Origin of the sequence: Methylomonas subterranea (assembly GCF_024505185.1) — a bacterium.
Lineage (GTDB): Bacteria > Pseudomonadota > Gammaproteobacteria > Methylococcales > Methylomonadaceae > Methylomonas > Methylomonas subterranea.
In genome coordinates, this window is the sequence record NZ_JANIBJ010000020.1 from 39433 (window position 1) to 57780 (window position 18348).

Below are 18348 nucleotides of genomic sequence, written 5' to 3' on the forward strand. Positions count from 1 at the left end.
CGTTCCTTTTTTATTTTAATTACGTTGCCTGCGGCAAGCGGATATCAGGCCGGCGGGGCGGCAGTTCTTTTGCGCCTGGTGATAGCCGTTTCTATCAAGCCCTGTACGTCTAAAATCAGGGCTACATTGCCGTCGCCCAATACCGTGGCACCGGTAATGCATTTGAGTTTTTCGAACAATTTACCTAGCGGTTTGATGACTGTTTGATGTTCGCCGTGCAAGGCATCCACCACCAGGCCGGCCTTGTCCTGGCCGAATTTGACCACCACGACGCTTTCGCGCTTTTTCGCGCTTTCCGTTTTGGGGTCATGGAAATAATCGCCCAGCCGCAAATAAGGCAGGGCATGTCCGCGCAGGTTGATGTAGTGCTCGGTCTCGTTGATTTCGCATTCACGCGCGTCCATTTCGATGCATTCGTCGACCATGTTCAATGGAATGATGTAACGCACTTCATTGGCGCCCACCATGAAGCCGTCGATAATCGCCAGCGTTAGGGGTAGCTTGATGCTGATGGTGGTGCCTTCGCCGGGAAAGCTGGCTATGCTGACCGAGCCGCGCAGAGCCTCGATATTTTTTTTCACCACATCCATGCCGACGCCGCGGCCGGATAAATTGGTGGCTTGTTCCTTGGTGCTGAGGCCGGCGGCGAAGATCAGGTTGTAAATTTCCTGTTGAGACAGGCCGTGATCGGGCTTGATCAAGCCGTTGGCAATGGCTTTGGCGACGATTTTTTCGCTATCGAGTCCGGCGCCGTCGTCGGCAATTTGAATCACGATATGGCCGGATTCGTGATAGGCATTCAGTTGCACGCTACCTTGGGCCGGTTTGCCGGCCGCCAGACGTTGCTCCGGGCTTTCTATGCCGTGATCCAGCGAATTGCGAATTAAATGCGTCAGCGGGTCGTTGATTTTTTCCACGACCGTTTTGTCCAGTTCGGTTTCGCCGCCGTATATCTTTAGCTCGATCTCCTTGCCCAATTCATTGCTGACGTCGCGTACCACCCGGCGAAAGCGGGAGAAGGTTTCGCCGATTTGCACCATGCGCAACTCCAGGGCGGTATCGCGTATGGCGTTGACGAGGCTGTTCATGCTGGCGGCCACGTCGCCGGCATCGCTTAAGCCATGGCGGTCGACAATCAGGTTCATCGCCGCGCTGGATATGACCAGTTCGCCGACCAGGTTGATCAGATGGCCGAGCTTGCCGGCATCGACCCGAATATAATTGCTTTCGGCGGCGACTTTTTGTTTGGTTTGCTCTTGTTTTTTTAGCGCCTGATCGACCACGGGTTGTTGCACGACCTGTTGTTCTATTAGGATCTCGCCTATGGGTTTGACCGGTTCCATGTCGGTCTGGCGGGCGCGTGCTTGACGGTTCAAGGCATGGGTGACGTCATTGGCCGTTAAGGCGCCGATCTGTAGCAGCATATCGCCCAAGCGGCTGACGTGATCCTCGTCCAGCGCATCCAACAGTTGCAAGTAATCGTTGACTTTGGAATTGGGCGGCAGGATTTTGATGTCGCAATCGTCGGCGGCAAATTCGAAAACCGCTTCGATGGTTTGCTTGCTGGCGTCGCTGTTAAAAGCGATTTTAAAGTGTAAATAACAGCTCTCCGGATTCATTTCGGCGTCTTGCGGCATGTCCGGGAAGAAAGTCAAAATGTCCTTGATTTCCCCCAGGGTTTTTAAATAACGCAGGAAAGACAGGGGGTCCATGCCATTGCGCAACGCATCGTATTTAAAATCCAGCGAGATCAACCAGCTGTCGTCCAGCGACATATTGCCGCCGCCTTCGCTAAGCAACGGGGAAGGGATATCGGTGGACTGCAGCGTGTGAGCCGGCGATTTTCCGGTCAGGCGCTGTATCAGACTTGAACTGGTGGCCGCCAGCTCGTCCGGTAATGCTGCGTCTGGGCAGTTCAAACAATGTTCGACCAGTTTGGCGGTGTGGTCCTTGCTGTCCAGCAATACCGATATCAGGCCGGCGTCGATGGCTTGTTCGCCATTTCGCACTTTATCCAGCACCGATTCGGCTTCATGCGTGAACGCAACTATCGGGTTGAAGCCGAATAAACCCGCCGATCCCTTGATGGTGTGCATGGCGCGAAACAGGCTGTTGATGGTTTCGCCATCGTTGGGATCTGTTTCCAGCGTCAACAAGGCGCTTTCCATGTCCTGCAATAGTTGTTCGGCTTCCTGAGCAAAAATTTTTAAGGCCGAATCGAAATCGCTCATGTGGATTTCCAGTTGGCGGATAGAACGATAGGGTCGCCGAAGTGATTGCCCAAATTGAGCAGTTCAAAAACCTCCACCACGGCTTGACTGTGATTGATCAGGCTGAGTTTGATATGCCTCTGGTTGGCTTCCCGTTTTAGCAAAAGTAACAATTGCAAACCCGCGCTGTCGATTTCGGAGACGGCCGAAAGATCTATTTGAAGCTCCTTGTTGTGGTCCAGGCATTTGGAAAACACCGTCTTTTGCTCCAGCGCGGTATAAATCGTCATCTCGCCGGCGACGACAAGATTGGCGACGGCCTTTTTCAACTGCTTGACTTCGATGGACACATCATTCTCCCACCATGGTAAGGAGGATCAGGGCAAGACCAGCTTGGAAACGGCGTCGAGCAGTGTCGGTGCCTGAAAAGGCTTGGTTAGCCAGGCTTTGGCGCCCGCGTCCTTACCGGCCTGCTTTTTATCGGCCGCGGCTTCCGTGGTAAGCATCATCATCGGGGTAAATTTATAGGCGGCCAGTTTTTTGGCTTCCTGTACAAAGGTAATGCCATCCATGTTGGGCATGTTGACATCGGTGATGATCAGATTGATCTTTTGGCCGGTGAGCTTGCTCAATGCGTCCTTGCCGTCGCAGGCTTCAATGACGTCATAGCCCGCTCCCTTCAAGGCAATGGTTACAACCTGCCGTATCGAGGCTGAGTCGTCGACTATCATGATGGTTTTCGCCATGGGTATCTCTTTGCGGTTTGGAAGTTAAAAAAAGGTTAAGTCGTTATCCTGGCCCAGTTCGGCGCGACTGACCGCGCTGGACGAAATGTGGTTTAGATGTTCTTCCGGCATGGTGTAATTCAACTCCATGCTCGCCAGGGTCTTGCCTACATCCAGCGTGTCGGCATGCCGTTGCGTGCCCGCTTGCCGGCTTTTTTCAACCGTCGCCTGTAAACCGAGCAGATTGTTTTCCACATGCGACAACATTTGGCTGACCCGGTCCTGGAACTGGAATGCGGTCAATACCGTATAAATCTCGTCGCGAATTTCGGAGCTGTTGGCCCTCAGCATGTCGGCATCGTCTTTGAAAACCTTCAAGGCGGATTGCAAATCGCCCAAGGCTGTCTGTATGCTTTTTTCCGCGTCATGTATGGTTTTGTCTTCGCTGTTGCCGGACATTTCCGACATTTTCAAGGTGCTGGCCATGGCGGCGTTGATTTCGGCAATTGCCGAACTGATTTTTTCGCCGGTGGAAGAGGAAAAACCGGCCAGCTTTCTCACCTCGTCGGCAACCACGGCAAATCCGCGTCCGTTTTCACCGGCTCTGGCGGCTTCAATCGCCGCATTCAAGGCCAACAAATTGATTTGCTCCGCCACTTTACGCACTTCCTTGGCCATGGCGTCCAGTTGATAGGTGTGGGCGGATAGTTTGCGTACTTCCTCGGTTACCGCATGCTCGACATTTTGAATTTCGCGCAGACCTTTTAAAACGGCGGTCAGGGCGGTTCGGCTCTCGGCAAAGATACTGTCGATACTGCGGCCATCCTCGCCGTGTCCGGTGCCGGAAATGATACTGCCCAAGCGCTCGACCATCACGGCGAATCGATCGGTCAGCACGGTAATTTCCTGTTCGGTGTGACTGCGGGAAGTTTGAACCTGACGCAGTAAAATCGGTACGACCTGTATGAACAAGCGTTCCAACTCGGTGATATAAGTATGTACATCGCGCAACTTGGCTTCTTCGTCGAGTTGCCATTTTTGATCGTTGGCTTGCAGGGCTTGTTGTTGTTTGTTTGAAAACATGCCGCCCAGCACGAAGCCGGCCATTCCGAAAAATACGCTGATCGCGGCGCTGACCAGGGTGGGCCCCGTCATGGATATCAGCACCAAACCGCAAAATAAACCGAAGCAGGTCGGTAACAGGTAGAAGCCGGTTTTTGACTGTGTAGTCGGACTGTCTGTGCGAGACATGAAGATTCCATTGGGATTTTGAGATTATGGCTTGATAGTAGATGGTTTTCAGCGCGCGTTCAACCCATTGATGGCCCATTGACGGCGCGGTTCCAAAAATTGCTGGCGCATCGAAAGTATTCAATATAATTGATTGACTAGAATGCCGGTTTTGTTTTGTTTTTAGAGAGGTTTTTTGAGCATTTCCACAATTACGCCCGAAGAGTTCGATGACTTTCGGCGCTTGATTTACAATCATGCCGGTATATCGCTGGGTCCGGAAAAACAGGTCATGGTGGCGAGCCGCTTGGCGAAAAGATTGGATTACCATGGCTTGTCCAGCTATCGGGACTACTTCAATTTATTGACGCAGCGCGATTATCCGGACGAGTTTCAAACGATGGTGAATATCCTGACCACCAACGAAACCTACTTTTTTCGGGAGCCCGGGCATTTCGAATTTTTTAAGGATGTGATTCTGCCGGCTTGGCGCGGTGATGTGTTCAGAGTCTGGAGTGCCGCCAGTTCCACCGGAGAGGAGGCCTACAGTCTGGCCATGGTGCTTGCGGAGAACATGGGCACGCGTAATTGGGAGGTGTTTGGCTCCGATCTGAATACGCGGGTGATAGAGGTGGCTCGGCAAGGCGTTTACCCATTGGACAGGCTGGACCATATGGATCCGGGTTTCCTGGAAAAATACTGTCTGAAAGGCGTGCGGGCGCGGGCGGGCTTTTTTAGAGTGGATAAAAAAATCCGTGCCAAGGTCAGGTTCGAACAAGTTAATCTCAAATCGCCACCGCCGCCCGGTTTGGGGCGGTTTGACGTGATTTTTTTACGCAATGTGTTGATCTATTTCGACCAGGATTTCAAAAAACAAGTCGTCGAACGTTTGGCCGCCGCGTTAACACCGGGTGGTTATTTTATTGTCAGCCACTCTGAAAGTCTGCATCGGGTGACCGATGAACTGACGATGGTGAAACCTTCCATCTATCGTAAGGGATGAATACATTACAGTTTAACGATCTGCGGCGGATTATGGTCGACCCGGGCGAATACTACGTCAGTAGCAAACCCGTGGTGATCTCGACTCTGTTGGGTTCGTGCGTGGCGGCTTGCCTTTACGACCCCGTCGGCGGGATTTTCGGCATGAATCATTTTCTGCTGGCGTATCGGGATTATCCGCGGGGCATATCCGTCATACAATCCGAGGAAGGTCGCTACGGCATTTACGCGATGGAACTGCTTATCAACGACATGATGAAGCGCGGCGCCAATCGGGCAAATTTGAAAGCCAAATGTTTTGGTGGAGCCAATGTATTGAGATTGCGGGAAGACAGGCAAAACGAACAAACCGTGGGCGATGTCAACGTGGCGTTCATCAAGGCGTTTTTGGCTAACGAAAAAATTCCGCTGATCAGTGCCAGTTTAGGGGGTATACACGGTAGAACTGTACATTTTGTCGGTACCGATTATGCCGTATTCGTCAAAAGAATCGGCGAATCGCAAGAGCGTTTGCTGGAAAAACAGGAGCGCCGCTATTGGCGCATCAATATCGCGCAACATCAGCAACGCAAAAGTACCGCCGAATTCTGGTAAACACAATCTCATGCCAATCAATCCTGGACAAACGACATGCCGGATATAAAAGTATTCATCGTTGACGATTCCGCCGTGGTCAGACAAGTGCTGACCGCGCTATTAAGTGAAATTCACGGTATCACTGTCATCGGTGTCGCGCCCGATCCCTTGTTTGCCTTGAAGCGCATGGAAAGCGATTGGCCGGACGTAATTGTGCTGGATATCGAAATGCCGCGCATGGATGGCATCACCTTTCTAAAGAAACTGATGCAGGAAAGGCCGACGCCGGTGGTGATTTGTTCCACCCTGACCGCGAAGGGCGCGGAAGTGACCATGCAGGCCATGAGCGCCGGCGCGGTGGATATCATCACCAAGCCCACCGTCAACCTGAAAGGCTTCTTGCAGGATTCCAGAACCTTGTTGGCCGACGCCATCAAGGCCGCTTCGCACGCCCGGATCAAGAAAATGCCGACCGCCGCCGCGCAACCCTTGGATGTCAAGCCCAAATTGAACGCGGACCCGGTGATTATGCCCAGCGGTTTGGCGCCGATGTCCGAAACCACCGATAGAGTGATTGCGATAGGCACCTCAACCGGAGGGACCCAGGCTCTGGAATATGTGCTGACCCGCTTGCCTAGAACCGTGCCCGGCATCGTCATTGTGCAACACATGCCGGAGGCCTTTACGGCGGCTTTCGCCAAGCGGCTGGACAGTTTGGCGCAAATCAGCATCAAGGAAGCCGAGCAGAACGATCGGGTGATACCCGGCTTGGCGTTGATTGCGCCCGGCGGCAAGCACATGCTGCTGCGGCGCAGCGGCGCGCAGTACCGGGTGGAAATCAAGGACGGTCCCTTGGTAAGCAGACATAGACCCTCCGTGGATGTGTTGTTTCGTTCCACCGCCCAAGCCGCCGGTAAAAATGCCATAGGCATCATCATGACCGGCATGGGCGATGACGGTGCGCGCGGTTTGAAGGAATTGCACGACACCGGCGCCTTGACCGTGGCGCAGGATGAAGCCAGTTGCGTGGTATACGGCATGCCCAAGGAGGCGGTGAAACTGGGCGCCACCGACGCGGAATTTTCCTTGTCCGCCATTCCGGAGCTGATTATCCGCGCGCCCAGTCGGGCCAAACTGCTGAAAGCTTAAACGGCTTGGTTGCCCGTCTCTTGTCGAACCGGCAGGCGGACGGTGAATGTAGTACCCTGGTTTGGCGTACTCGAGACCTCAATCTTGCCATGATGAGCACCCACGATACTTTGCGAGGTTGACAGGCCCAAGCCGATGCTCTTGCCCAGCGGGTGAGTGGAAAAGAACGGTTCGAATACGTGCGGCAAATGTTCCGGCGCAATGCCGTGGCCGGTGTCGGTGATTTCCACCCAAATCTGTTGCTGGTCATGGCCGGTGCGTACAAAGATGTCGCCGGCGGTCTCGATGGCTTGCGAGGCATTGACCAACAAACTCAAAAAAACCTGGTTCAGCCGGGCCGGCAGGCATTGAATGGGAGGGATGTCGGCAAAATCCTTGTGAATTTTTAAAGCGCCATTCATGCCGTGGGCAAAGATGCCCAGCGTAACTTCCAGGGCATTGTTGATATCGGTCAGTTGCCATTCGCTGTCATTGCCGTCGGCAAACTGCCGCAGATTTTGAATGATGTCGCGTACCCTGGTCAGGCCATCGCGGCATTCGAGCAACAGTTCTTTCATGTCGCGCCGCAAAAAGTCGAGTTCCTTTTCCACCTTCAGGCGCTGTATTTTTTCCAGTAGTTCCGGGAGGTTGTCTGTTTCGCCAACGTAGCATTCATAAGCATCCAGCAGTTCGAAAATTTCCCGGTTATAGTTCTGTAAAGTATTGAAATTGGAATAGATAAATCCCAGCGGATTATTGATTTCATGGGCTATGCCGGCCGCCAGTTGGCCGATTGCCGCCAGCTTCTCGTTTTCCAGCAACTCCAACTGAATCAGTTGATTTTCCCTTAGTCTTCTTTGCAGATCCGCTTCCAGAAAGCTATTTTGATCCCGTAGCCTGTCGCGGGCCTTCTTGAGTTCGATTTGGGTGCCGACCCGGGCCGACAAAGTCGCCAGATTGCAGGGCTTATAAATGTAATCCACCGCGCCCAGTTCGAAGCCGCGCGATTCGTCCAGGTCCGAAGTCAAGGCCGTGACAAAAATGACCGGAATGTCTCTTGTTTGCGGGCTTTCCTTCAGCTTGTTCATGACTTCATAGCCATCCATGCCGGGCATCATGATGTCCAATAAAATCAGATCCGGCTGGGGGGTGGCGTGGGCAATCTCCAAGGCTCTAGGGCCGGAAGTTGCCGCCAGTACCGAATAGTCGGACATCAAGCATTGCCCGAACACGGTCAGATTGATACTGTCATCGTCCACCAACAGGATAGTGCCGAGAAGTTCCGTTTTAGGGGTATCAATCGTCATGATTGCGTTCCGGTTTCAAGTTCGATGCCGTATAAAGTAAGAGATGGATTACAAAAAATACCAATCCGACCGTATGTCATATAAAGCTTTCATGCCCTGCCAATGTCTGACATCATGCAAGGGATTTTATTTTGCCGGGAACTGGGAGCGTACACAATCTTTTAATGCCGTCAACGGCATCAAGCATGCATTCGCGTCGGCCAACGGTATGGTAAAGGTTTTAGTTTTCGAAGGTTAGTTCTACTTTGTCAGATTCTTAAAGGAATTCGTCATTCCGGCAGGGATTGCCGGAATCCAGGCGGGTATGACGGCGGTTTTTAAATGTGACAAAGTAGAATTAGGGAAAGTATGCCAAACGATTCGATGACTGCCGCGCTTGAAACCCGGCACAGCCTGGCGATACGCAGCGACGCGGCCGAAATAAAAATTTCCGTTTCTGAAACGACCTCCGTGCGCGAGGCGCTGGATCTGACCGAATTGCGAGTCCGCGCCGCCTGCGGCGGCCTGGGCAGTTGCGGCGCTTGCCTGATCAAGGTTTTATCCGGCCAGTTTAACCCGGCAACGCTGGCGGAACGCCAAAAGCTGCTGCCGGAAGATTTAGCCAACGGTGTGCGTCTGGCCTGCCAACTGCAGGCGCGCGGCTCCGGGGTCTTGTATCTGGAAAACCCGGCGCCGGCTTCGCGGTGGAAAAGTCTGTCGCAAATCTCTCGCCCGCCCGCATGGGTGGAAATCGCCGGCGAGATGCGCTATCCGTATGGTCTGGCCGTCGATTTGGGGACCACGCATATTCGCTTATCGTTATGGAACCGGCAAACGGGCCGGTTGATTGGCGCCCGCATGGGCATCAACCCGCAAGTTGCCTTCGGTGCCGATGTGTTGACGCGCCTGGATGCAAACCGTCTGCGCATGCAAGACCAGCAGCGCCTGTGCCGCGAGGCCCGTCTGGCCATCATCGATGGCGTCCGCGATATTTTAAGCCGCGATATGGGGGAGATTACGCCCATTCTTGCCGATATCGGCCAGGTGTGGATCGTGGGTAACAGCGTGATGCTGGCTCTGGTCTGCGGCAGCAACGGTAACGCCTTGTATGAACTGGAGAATTGGCGGAAAAACCTGGTATTCCAGCCCGATGATGCGAATGACTGGCGCCGTGAATGGCGCATGCCGCATGCCGAAATCGGCATATCGCAACCCTTGGCGGGGTTTGTCGGTTCCGACCTGTTGGCCGATCTGTTGAGCACCGACATGATCCGGCGGCCGGGGCCATGCATGCTGGCGGATTTAGGCACCAATACCGAAATTGCCGTGTGGGATGGTCAAACCGTTTGGGTTTCCTCGGTGCCCGGCGGGCCGGCCTTTGAAGGCGTGGGGATGCGCAATGGACTGGCGGCGGAAGCCGGCGCCATTTATAAAGTCAGTAAATCGGGCCAACAGTGGCAGTTGGAAACCATCACCAACAGCGCTGTGCGTGGTTTTTGTGCCAGCGGCTTTATCGACGCCGTCACCTTGCTGCTGCAAGAAAAATTGTTAAAACCTTCCGGCCGTTTTGTTCAACCGCAGCCGGAAACCGGTTTTTGTTTTGTAAGTAATTGCCGACATTCGGCTATTTTTGCGAGCGACATCGATATTTTTCAACGCGCCAAAGCCGCCAGCGCGGCCGCCATGGCACAATTGCTGAATATGGCGGGTTTAGCGCCGGCCGATCTTGCAACCTTGTGGATTTGCGGTAGCTTGGGCCAACATCTCGATCCGCATCATGCCATGCGGGTCGGTCTATTGCCTGAAATCGCCGAGGACAGGATCAAGCGATTCAGCGACGCCAGTTTAGCGGGCTGTCAGGAACTGCTGTTAAGTCCGGATGCCATGGATCGATGCGAGCAAATCCGTCGGCGGGCCACGGTCATCAATCTTGGAGACATGCGTGAATACGAAGCGCTTTTTATCGAAAATCTTCGCTTACAACCGCTAGCCATGCAGGTGGCTGAATGACACTGGCAAACTATATTCAGGCATATAACGAAGCCGTTTTCGAGACGGACAGGCCGGCGGCTCTGGCCGTGGTCAATCAAGCCTTGAGCGACGGTTTCAGCCCGGAAGATATCGTATTCGAATTGGTGATTCCGGCGGTCGAATCCATGATGGACAGGATAGAAAAAGACCCGGATTCCAATTTGGCCCAGCATTTCATGACCGCGCAAATTGCCGCCGATGTCACCGAAAAAATGCTGGAAAAATTTAGTTCCCCGCCGCAAATCATCGGCAAAGTGGTCATCGGCGCGGCTTCGGGAGACTTGCATTCCCTGGGAAAACGTATCGTCAGCGGTTGTTTGAAGTCGTTGATGGTCGAGGTGATCGATTTGGGCATCAACGTCGGCGCCGAGCAATTCGTGGAGGCCGCCGTCGCCAACGATGCCCAGGTGATAGCCGTGTCCGCCATGATGGTACACACCGCAACCGGCGAAAACGGCAGTATCAAAGTCAGGGCCTTGCTGAAAGAGCGTGGCCTGGAAGGCAGGATAAAACTCGCCGTTGGCGGCGCACCTTACCGCTTCGACCCCGAACTGTACCGTAAGGTGGGCGCCGACGCTTGGGCCCCGGATGGGGTGACTGCCGCCAAGGTGATAGTGCGACTGATCAACGAGGCCAAGACATGACTCCCCGCCAAATTCTGCATGCCGCCCTGACCGGAGCCGCCGCGCCGCGGATTCCGGTTTTCTGTAATTTGTTCGATCACGGCGCCAAGGAAATGAAGCTGCATCCCAAGGCGTATTTTGCCGATGGTGCCTGCGTGGCCGAAGCGCAATTGCGCATGCAAAAGCGTTACGGATACGACAATGTCTGGTGCTTGCATTATGTCGGCAAGGAGGCCGAGCTGCTGGGGTGCAAGGAGATTTTGTTTGCCGACGACGGGGTCCCCAATGTGGCCGATTTTGTCATCAAAAGCTGGGACGACATCGCTAGCTTCGAAGTGCCCAACGACATCACGCAACATCCCGCCTGGCAATCCATCGCCGATTGCCTGGCCGTCTTGCGCGGTGAAGTCGGCGCCAGCCATCCGATTTGCGCCTATGTCACGGCTTCCACCACTTTGCCCGCCATTTTGATGGGCATGGATAAATGGATGGAATTGTTTTTGCTGGGGCCCGCCGATTTACGCGACGAGTTATTGCGAAAATGCGCGGATTACGTGCAACAACACATCGCCGCCTTGCGCGCGGCCGGCGCCAATGTGCTGGTCTATTCCTCGCCCTTCGGCTCGCCGTACTTCGTCAATAAAAAAGTCATCGCCGATATCGTCATGCCCTGGATGCGGCGCGACTTGGCGTTGGGAGGCACGGACGATCTGGTGTATTACTGCGGCATGGCGCCTTTCAATGACGTGATAGAGCCGGTTATCGAGCAACTGGGCATTCGATCGCATTACATCAGCCCGCTGGCCGATCTGGCCCAGGCCAAGCGACTGATCAATACTCGGGGTCTGACTTGCGGTGTCATCGACGATATCAAAATGATTCACTGGAGCGCCGGGGAAGTCCGCGCGGAAGTGCGCCGAATCGTCGATATCGGCAAACCCGGCGGGCATTTTTTATTCGGCAACGGGGTCATGCCGATGGCGGTGCCGGAAGCCAACATTCGCGCCATGCTGGATGCCGCCTTCGAATTCGGACAACTGCCATGAAAACATACGCCTTACAGCCGGAAAATCCGCCGCCCCTGACCATGGTCGGTTGCGGCATCCTGCGCAAGGAAGTCGAGCGCCTGATCGAGAAAAATCACTGGAATCTGCATACCCATTTTTTGGACTCGGCCCTGCACAACTACTTCAACCGCTTGTCGACCGAACTCAATCAAGCCCTGGACGAGCGGGAAAAGCTCGGCGAAAAAACCCTGGTGCTTTACGGCAGTTGTCATCCCTTGATGGAACGTTACCTGGAAGAGCACCACACCTGCCGCACCCGTGGGCAGAATTGCGTGGTCATGCTGCTGGGCTATGAACGTTTCATGCAAGAACTGGAAAAAGGCGCTTACTTTTTGCTGGAGGATTGGGCGCTGACCTGGCAGCCCATGATCACCGCCTGCTTCGGCAATAACGTCAGCGTGGTGCGGGAAATATTTCACAGCGGCCACAAATACATGCTGGCGCTCAGAACCCCCTGCAACGGCGACTTTACCGAGGCGGCGGAAAGCGCTGCCCGCTTCGTCGACCTGCCCCTGCAATGGCTGGATGTCGAGCTGGATCATCTGGAGCGGGTCATCGGCGAAGCCATTGCCCAGCGTCTGGCCCAGCATGACTGAAGCGGACCTTGTCCAAGCCTTGCAAGACCGGGTACAGCGTCTGGAAAACCGGGTACGCAAGCTGTCGGAAGACAAGGCCAATCTTTATCTGGTGCTGCATCTGGTTGAATTGTTGAATCCAGTGTCCGGAGTAGACAGTTTTTTGGAAAGTCTGATGTCGGCCCTGTGCGGTAGTCTGGGCGGTACCAATGTGGAAATTTACTATCTGGATGAAGATGAAATTCACTATGCCAACCTGCTGAGCGGCGAACGGCGAGTACTGGAAGGCATAGACGACGACTTGATCGCCAACGTGTTCCAACATCACGGTCTGGTGGAGGAATCGACCGATTTGCAGCACACATTGTTAAGGGAAAACATCGCCGCGGTTGCCTGTACCTGGGTGATGCCACTGACCGTCGCGGGCAAATTTCTGGGCGCGGTGAAAATGTCCGACCTGTTGGGCTCGGCGCAAATGCGCAACTATCTGACGCCTTTTTTCTCGCATATCGCGCTGATTCTGGATAACAAAATCCAAACCCGCAAAGCGGAAAGCGCCAATAAAGCCAAATCCAATTTTCTGGCCACCATGTCGCATGAAATCCGCACGCCGCTGAACGGCATCCTGGGCATGGCGCAGTTGTTGTCCGCTCCTGTCTGTAGCGACGAGCAACGCCGCGATTATGCCAAAACCATTTTGACTTCGGGCAATACCTTGCTGACCTTGTTGAGCGATATTTTGGATTTGGCCAAAATCGAGGCCAACCGGCTGGAGTTGAACGTCTCGCCGGCCAGCCCGCAGCAGCTGTTGCAAGATGTGCTGGCCTTGTTCCACGGCAGCGCCCAGCACAAGGACTTGCGCGTCGACGCGGTTTGGCGCGGGCCGGCGGCGAAACTGTATTTGTTGGATAAGTTGCGCATCAAACAGATGCTGTCCAATTTGATGAGTAACGCCATCAAATTTACCGAACAAGGCAGCATTGATCTGGTAGCGCGCGAAGTGGAAAGCGGTGAAACCACATGCGTGCTGGAGTTTTCCGTCACCGACACCGGCTTGGGGATAGCCAGGGAAAAACAGCATCTGCTGTTCAAGCCCTTCAATCAGGTCGATAGCGGCGCCAATCGGCGGCATGAAGGCACCGGCCTGGGCTTGTCCCTGGTTTTGCGTTTTGCCGAATTGATGCGGGGGCAGGTCGGTGTCGAAAGCCAGGCGGGTCAGGGCGCGCGCTTTTGGTTTCGGGTGGTTTGCGCCGTTGCCGAGCCAACTTCGGTCGCACGGCCGGAACAGGCGGAGTCCCCGGCTGGGGCGTCCGCGGTCTATCCGCATGAAATGGCGGGAGGCTCGGACCCGGAAATGCCGGATACTTGCCTACCCGAAGGTATTGAAGCCGATATCGAAGAATTAAGTCTATTGCTGAAAAAAAACATGTTTAACGCCATCAATCAATTCAAAATCGTGCAAACAAAGTTGCGCGGCAGCGCCCTTGCCGGTCGCTTCGAGCCCTTGGGCGAGCTGATAAACGCCATGCGTTTCGAGGACGCGCACAGCCAACTCACGCAATTGCGCAAATTTATGGGGGCTTGTGATGGTTGATCCAATCGCGAAGGAACGCCCCAAAATTCTGATCATCGATGATACCCCGGTCAATATCGCCTTATTGGGCCAAGCCTTGCAGGAAGATTACATTATCCAGATAGCCACCTCGGGCGCCAAGGGCTTGGAGTTGGCCAATGAGGAAACTCCGCCCGATTTGGTCTTGCTTGATGTGATGATGCCGGACATGGACGGCTATGAAACCTGCCGGCAATTCAAGCAAAATCCCGCTCTGCGCGATATACCCATCATATTTGTCACCGCGCTGAACGAAATGGATGCCGAGGTGCAAGGTTTGTCGCTGGGCGCGGCGGATTTTTTGATCAAGCCGGTCAACATCGAAACGGCCCGCCTGCGTATTCGTTATCAACTGGAACGCGAGCAGATGCGCAAGGAACTGCAAAGCCGCGAGGCTTCGCTGCGGCTGGCGGCCAGCGTTTTTGCCTTTAGCCACGACGGTATTGTGATTACCGACGCCGAAAACCGCATCATCAACGTCAACGGGGCTTTTACCCGCATCACCGGTTACCAGCTGGACGACATTCGCGGTCAAACTCCCAGGGTGCTGAAATCGGGTCGGCAGTCGATGGACTTTTACCGGAACATGTGGCACTGCCTGCTCACCGAGAATCATTGGAGCGGTGAAATCTGGAATCGTAACAAGCGCGGTGAAATCTACGCCGCGCTGACCTCTATTTCCACGGTCAAGGACGAAAGCGGCGCCATTCACCATTTCATAGGTATTTTTGCCGACATCACCTTGCTTAAAAATCAGCAATACAACCTGGAGCGCATCGCCCATTTCGACGCCCTGACCGGGGTGCCCAACCGGGTGTTGCTGACGGACCGGATCGACCAAGCCATCGTGCACGCTCAGCGGGCGAAAAATCTGATGGCGGTTTGCTATCTGGATCTGGACGGCTTCAAACCGATCAACGACTGCTTCGGACATGAAACCGGCGACCAATTGCTGATAGAAGTCACCCGTCGCATCAAGGGCTGTCTACGCGCGGGAGACACCCTGGCGCGTATCGGCGGCGACGAATTTGTGCTGGTGTTACTGGATATCAATGACGGCAGGGAGTGTCAGGCGGTTTTGGACCGGCTTTTGGCCAGACTGGTGGAGACCTCCATCGTTTCCGGTCATCATGTTTCGGTGTCCGCCAGCGTGGGCTTTACGCTGTATCCGAACGATTTTACCGATGCGGAAACCCTGATCCGCCATGCCGACCAGGCCATGTATGTTGCCAAGCAGCGCGGAAAAAACCGTTACCAATTGTTCGATCCGCATCTGGACCGGTTGGCGCTGGAGCAGGGGAAAACCTTTGCCCGCATCGAACTGGCGCTGCAAGAGCATGAGTTCGTGCTGTATTTTCAACCCAAAATCAATATGCGGCGGGGCGAGGTGTTCGGCGTCGAAGCCCTGATCCGTTGGCAAGACCCCGAGCGCGGTTTGTTGCCGCCGGCGGCGTTTTTGCCGGCGATTTCGGATACCGAACTGGAAGTGGCCATCGGTAAATGGGTGTTGAGCCAAGCGCTACATTATTTGCGGGAATGGCAGCAAATGGGGATTCTGCTGACGGTCAGCATCAATATCGCCCCCTGTCATTTGCTGCAGGCCAACTTTGCCGCCGAATTGGCGGAGCAATTGGCGCAATACCCTGAACTGCGGCCCGACTGCCTGGAGCTGGAAATCCTGGAAACCGCAGCCTTGGAGGACATCGAGCGGGTTTCGAATGTGATGCGGGCCTGCCAAAAACTGGGGGTTAATTTTGCCTTGGACGACTTCGGCACCGGCTACGCCTCGTTGACCTATTTGAAAGTGTTGCCGGCCCACATCCTGAAGATCGATAAATCCTTTGTCATCGACATGCTGAGCGATACGGAGGATTTGGCGATAGTGACCGGCATCATCAGCCTGACCCGGACATTTGGCCGTAATGTCATTGCCGAAGGGGTTGAAACCATTGAACACGGCTTGAAGTTGCTGGCCCTGGGTTGCGAAAACGCGCAGGGGTTTGCCATTGCCCGGCCGATGCCGGCCGAGGCTTTACCCAACTGGTTGTCCAGTTGGCAACCGGTTGCGGATTGGACGACCGAGTAGCGGCACCTGCCGCGAAAGCCTGTCGTTTTCCCTTATCCGCCATGCTGTGATAATCTCGCCGCTTTGATATCGGAAACCGCAATGAAGTCGACCACGCCCATTCTCCTCTCTGTCTGGTTTGCAATGCTGGGTGGCATTGTGCCGGTCGATACCGCTGTTGCCGCCGCCACCCCGGCTGAGCGCGACAGCTTGCGCCTGCATGCCGGCATGCCCAAAAAGGCCGGCGACTCCCTGTTTTCCTATACCCTGGAGTGGCGGCTGGACGATGAAGAGTTATACCGGGTGACCGGCATGAGTTTTTTGAATCCCGATAAAATCGACGGCGAGGCCTCGCCGGGACGGATTGCCAAAAAGCTGGTCACCGCCGTAAAAGACGGCATGATTCAATTGGACCCGAGATGGCGCGGCGTTAGCGTCACTCAGCCGGGGGACGAGCCTGAACTGGATATCGCTAACAAAGCCGGTTATGCATTGACCTCGGCGGTATTTCGGGATTACAGCAATCAAGCCATGGGTTTCGATTTGCGGGGTAAAAACTTCAACGCCGCCGGGGTTCAGCTTGCCATCGATCTGGTGTATGCCGCCGATGTGGATTATCTGGATGGCTTCACCGCCAGAAAGGCCCAGACGGCTTCAACCGGTAACATCGAAATCCGTATCGACCAACAAGAGCCGATGCGCATCAAAACCGACGGCAAGACCAGCAAGGAGTTGGAGGCGGAAATCGCCGCGCAACTGATGCAGGCCCAATTGAGCGAAACCACGCTGGTGCCGCATATCATCAATAAGGATAAACGCAACAACAAGCCCTTCGACGGTAGCGAAGTGCAATTAAGCAATTTGGCGGCCAAGTCGCTGCATATCGAGGTCAGCGATCCCAGCCTGGGCGTGTTGGTGAAATTTAAATTCAAGGATGAAAATCGTAGCGTCAAGGTGGCGGAGCCGCGCTTCATGATGGCCGCGCTGGCGGTTCTGGTCGGGGGCGGCCTGTTTTATTTTTGGCGCGGGAGCCGGAAAAAATCGGCTTGACATCTATGCCGCCGGCTCCGGTTTATTCGAAGCGTCTTGTTTGAAGGGCAGATAGCCGGCGGCGGCTTCCCGGTATTGCCGCACGCCGACCTGCTCGCGTTTGACGAAGTCGTCTATGACTTGGGCAAAGGCCGGGTGTTTGATCCAGTGCGCCGAATAAGTGGTGACCGGTTCGAAGCCTCTGGAAATCTTGTGTTCGCCCTGGGCGCCGGAGTCGAAGCGTTGGAGTCCGTGTTCGATGCAATAATCCAGACCTTGGTAATAGCAGGCTTCGAAATGCAGGGCGTTGTATTCTTCCTGGCAACCCCAGTAGCGGCCGTACAGACAATCCTCGCCGACAAAACTCAAGGCCGCGCCGACGTAAGCCTGATCTTTTACCGCCAGGATCAGCAGGCATTGTTCGGCCATGGCGGCAGCGATGCGCTGAAAAAAGTCCGGATTCAAATACGGTTGGCCGCGTCTTTTTAAATAGGTCTGCGAGTAAAACCGGTAAAACGCCCGCCATTGCGCTTCGGTGATTTGCGGGCCGGGGATGCGCAACATCTCTATGCCTTGTTCCGCCACCTTGCGGCGTTCGCGCTTGATCATTTTGCGTTTGCCGGCACTCAGGGTTTGCAAATAGTCGGCAAAATCACCGTAGCCGCGGTTGAACCACTGAAATTGCACGCCGCTGCGTATGCTCAGTCCGCTCTGTTGTAATTGGGCCAGTTGGGTTTGGCGCGGAAACAGGCAATGCCACGACGAGACGGCGTTTTGCGCCGCAGATTGTTGAATAAAGTCCAGTAAAATCCGCATCGCGGCGCCGGCATCGGCTGTCGGCCTTAACGCCAGGCGCGGCCCCTGGCACGGGGTAAACGGGATGGCGGTGAGCCATTTGGGGTAATAATCCAGGCCGTGCCGGCGGTAGGCATCGGCCCAGGCCTGGTCGAAGACATATTCGCCCCAGGAATGCCGTTTTTCATACATCGGCAGAATAGCCAGCAAGCCGTGTGCATCCTCGACCAGCAGGTGTCGGGCCGACCAGCCGGTTTGCGGGCAAACCGAGCCGCTTTGTTCCAGCGCCGACAAAAATTCATGTCGCAGAAACGGATAATCGACGCCGGCCAGCCGATTCCAGTCCGAGGCGTCGATTTGGCTCAGGCTGTGGATTTGTTTTACTTCCATGACG

At 54.7% G+C, this 18348-nt stretch carries 16 protein-coding genes; 10 read left to right on the plus strand and 6 right to left on the minus strand.

The features are described 5' to 3' along the window. Window positions 1-44: 44 nt before the first annotated feature. Genes NP590_RS11850 through NP590_RS11865 form a run of 4 tightly spaced genes read right to left on the minus strand, consistent with a single transcriptional unit; the run spans window position 45 to window position 4186 of the window. Window positions 45-2231: a chemotaxis protein CheA gene (locus tag NP590_RS11850; protein WP_256602604.1), complete on the minus strand. Its 2187-nt coding sequence runs from the start codon at window positions 2229-2231 to the stop codon at window positions 45-47. Beyond that, window positions 2228-2560, minus strand: a complete 333-nt coding sequence (locus tag NP590_RS11855; RefSeq protein WP_256602605.1) for an STAS domain-containing protein — start codon at window positions 2558-2560, stop codon at window positions 2228-2230. Before NP590_RS11855 ends, NP590_RS11850 begins: the two co-directional genes overlap by 4 nt. Window positions 2561-2587: 27 nt before the next feature. Next, complete coding sequence (locus NP590_RS11860) at window positions 2588-2956, minus strand: response regulator (protein WP_256602606.1); 369 nt, start codon at window positions 2954-2956, stop codon at window positions 2588-2590. Between the two features lie 24 nt (window positions 2957-2980). Then, window positions 2981-4186, minus strand: a complete 1206-nt coding sequence (locus NP590_RS11865) for a methyl-accepting chemotaxis protein (RefSeq protein ID WP_256602607.1) — start codon at window positions 4184-4186, stop codon at window positions 2981-2983. 175 nt (window positions 4187-4361) lie between these two features. Between NP590_RS11865 and NP590_RS11870 the strand changes: the two genes are divergently transcribed. Genes NP590_RS11870 through NP590_RS11880 form a run of 3 tightly spaced genes read left to right on the plus strand, consistent with a single transcriptional unit; the run spans window position 4362 to window position 6892 of the window. Then, window positions 4362-5168, plus strand: coding sequence for a CheR family methyltransferase (locus tag NP590_RS11870; RefSeq protein ID WP_256602608.1), 807 nt, complete (start codon window positions 4362-4364; stop codon window positions 5166-5168). After that, window positions 5165-5761 (plus strand): chemotaxis protein CheD, encoded by a 597-nt coding sequence (locus tag NP590_RS11875; protein WP_256602609.1) that lies wholly within the window; start codon window positions 5165-5167, stop codon window positions 5759-5761. Before NP590_RS11870 ends, NP590_RS11875 begins: the two co-directional genes overlap by 4 nt. 36 nt (window positions 5762-5797) lie before the next feature. After that, window positions 5798-6892, plus strand: a complete 1095-nt coding sequence (locus NP590_RS11880; RefSeq protein WP_256602610.1) for a protein-glutamate methylesterase/protein-glutamine glutaminase — start codon at window positions 5798-5800, stop codon at window positions 6890-6892. Here NP590_RS11880 and NP590_RS11885 read toward each other — a convergent pair. Next, window positions 6889-8178, minus strand: coding sequence for a response regulator (locus NP590_RS11885; protein WP_256602611.1), 1290 nt, complete (start codon window positions 8176-8178; stop codon window positions 6889-6891). The genes NP590_RS11880 and NP590_RS11885 overlap by 4 nt on opposite strands. Window positions 8179-8526: 348 nt before the next feature. Here NP590_RS11885 and NP590_RS11890 point away from each other — a divergent pair, with 348 nt between their 5' ends. From NP590_RS11890 to NP590_RS11920, 7 genes are all read left to right on the plus strand, one after another. Beyond that, entirely contained in the window at window positions 8527-10167 is a 1641-nt protein-coding gene (locus NP590_RS11890; protein ID WP_256602613.1) for an ASKHA domain-containing protein, read from the plus strand. Next, window positions 10164-10832: a cobalamin B12-binding domain-containing protein gene (locus tag NP590_RS11895; RefSeq protein WP_256602617.1), complete on the plus strand. Its 669-nt coding sequence runs from the start codon at window positions 10164-10166 to the stop codon at window positions 10830-10832. Before NP590_RS11890 ends, NP590_RS11895 begins: the two co-directional genes overlap by 4 nt. Then, entirely contained in the window at window positions 10829-11857 is a 1029-nt protein-coding gene (locus NP590_RS11900) for a uroporphyrinogen decarboxylase family protein (protein ID WP_256602618.1), read from the plus strand. The genes NP590_RS11895 and NP590_RS11900 overlap by 4 nt, the downstream gene beginning before the upstream one ends. Further along, on the plus strand, window positions 11854-12474 hold the full coding sequence (locus NP590_RS11905; protein ID WP_256602621.1) for a DUF1638 domain-containing protein: 621 nt from the start codon (window positions 11854-11856) through the stop codon (window positions 12472-12474). The genes NP590_RS11900 and NP590_RS11905 overlap by 4 nt, the downstream gene beginning before the upstream one ends. Next, complete coding sequence (locus NP590_RS11910; RefSeq protein ID WP_256602622.1) at window positions 12467-14047, plus strand: sensor histidine kinase; 1581 nt, start codon at window positions 12467-12469, stop codon at window positions 14045-14047. The genes NP590_RS11905 and NP590_RS11910 overlap by 8 nt, the downstream gene beginning before the upstream one ends. After that, on the plus strand, window positions 14040-16151 hold the full coding sequence (locus NP590_RS11915; RefSeq protein WP_256602623.1) for a two-component system response regulator: 2112 nt from the start codon (window positions 14040-14042) through the stop codon (window positions 16149-16151). The genes NP590_RS11910 and NP590_RS11915 overlap by 8 nt, the downstream gene beginning before the upstream one ends. Window positions 16152-16232: 81 nt before the next feature. Next, window positions 16233-17180 (plus strand): hypothetical protein, encoded by a 948-nt coding sequence (locus NP590_RS11920; protein WP_256602624.1) that lies wholly within the window; start codon window positions 16233-16235, stop codon window positions 17178-17180. Window positions 17181-17183: 3 nt separating this feature from the next. Here the strand turns inward: NP590_RS11920 and NP590_RS11925 are convergent, their stop codons facing one another. Continuing rightward, window positions 17184-18344 carry a GNAT family N-acetyltransferase gene (locus NP590_RS11925; RefSeq protein WP_256602625.1) on the minus strand — a complete coding sequence of 387 codons (1161 nt, stop codon included), beginning with the start codon at window positions 18342-18344 and terminating at the stop codon, window positions 17184-17186. Between the last annotated feature and the right edge of the window lie 4 nt (window positions 18345-18348).

What these genes read in the sequence shown, in the direction of transcription:
- NP590_RS11910 (WP_256602622.1), top strand. Translation starts at nt 12,467, where the DNA reads ATGACTGAAGCGGACCTTGTCCAAGCCTTGCAAGACCGGGTACAGCGT.
- NP590_RS11905 (WP_256602621.1), top strand. Translation starts at nt 11,854, where the DNA reads ATGAAAACATACGCCTTACAGCCGGAAAATCCGCCGCCCCTGACCATG.
- NP590_RS11890 (WP_256602613.1), top strand. Translation starts at nt 8,527, where the DNA reads ATGCCAAACGATTCGATGACTGCCGCGCTTGAAACCCGGCACAGCCTG.
- NP590_RS11885 (WP_256602611.1), bottom strand. Translation starts at nt 8,178, where the DNA reads ATGACGATTGATACCCCTAAAACGGAACTTCTCGGCACTATCCTGTTG.
- NP590_RS11925 (WP_256602625.1), bottom strand. Translation starts at nt 18,344, where the DNA reads ATGGAAGTAAAACAAATCCACAGCCTGAGCCAAATCGACGCCTCGGAC.
- NP590_RS11850 (WP_256602604.1), bottom strand. Translation starts at nt 2,231, where the DNA reads ATGAGCGATTTCGATTCGGCCTTAAAAATTTTTGCTCAGGAAGCCGAA.
- NP590_RS11895 (WP_256602617.1), top strand. Translation starts at nt 10,164, where the DNA reads ATGACACTGGCAAACTATATTCAGGCATATAACGAAGCCGTTTTCGAG.
- NP590_RS11880 (WP_256602610.1), top strand. Translation starts at nt 5,798, where the DNA reads ATGCCGGATATAAAAGTATTCATCGTTGACGATTCCGCCGTGGTCAGA.
- NP590_RS11865 (WP_256602607.1), bottom strand. Translation starts at nt 4,186, where the DNA reads ATGTCTCGCACAGACAGTCCGACTACACAGTCAAAAACCGGCTTCTAC.
- NP590_RS11900 (WP_256602618.1), top strand. Translation starts at nt 10,829, where the DNA reads ATGACTCCCCGCCAAATTCTGCATGCCGCCCTGACCGGAGCCGCCGCG.
- NP590_RS11920 (WP_256602624.1), top strand. Translation starts at nt 16,233, where the DNA reads ATGAAGTCGACCACGCCCATTCTCCTCTCTGTCTGGTTTGCAATGCTG.
- NP590_RS11915 (WP_256602623.1), top strand. Translation starts at nt 14,040, where the DNA reads ATGGTTGATCCAATCGCGAAGGAACGCCCCAAAATTCTGATCATCGAT.
- NP590_RS11875 (WP_256602609.1), top strand. Translation starts at nt 5,165, where the DNA reads ATGAATACATTACAGTTTAACGATCTGCGGCGGATTATGGTCGACCCG.
- NP590_RS11860 (WP_256602606.1), bottom strand. Translation starts at nt 2,956, where the DNA reads ATGGCGAAAACCATCATGATAGTCGACGACTCAGCCTCGATACGGCAG.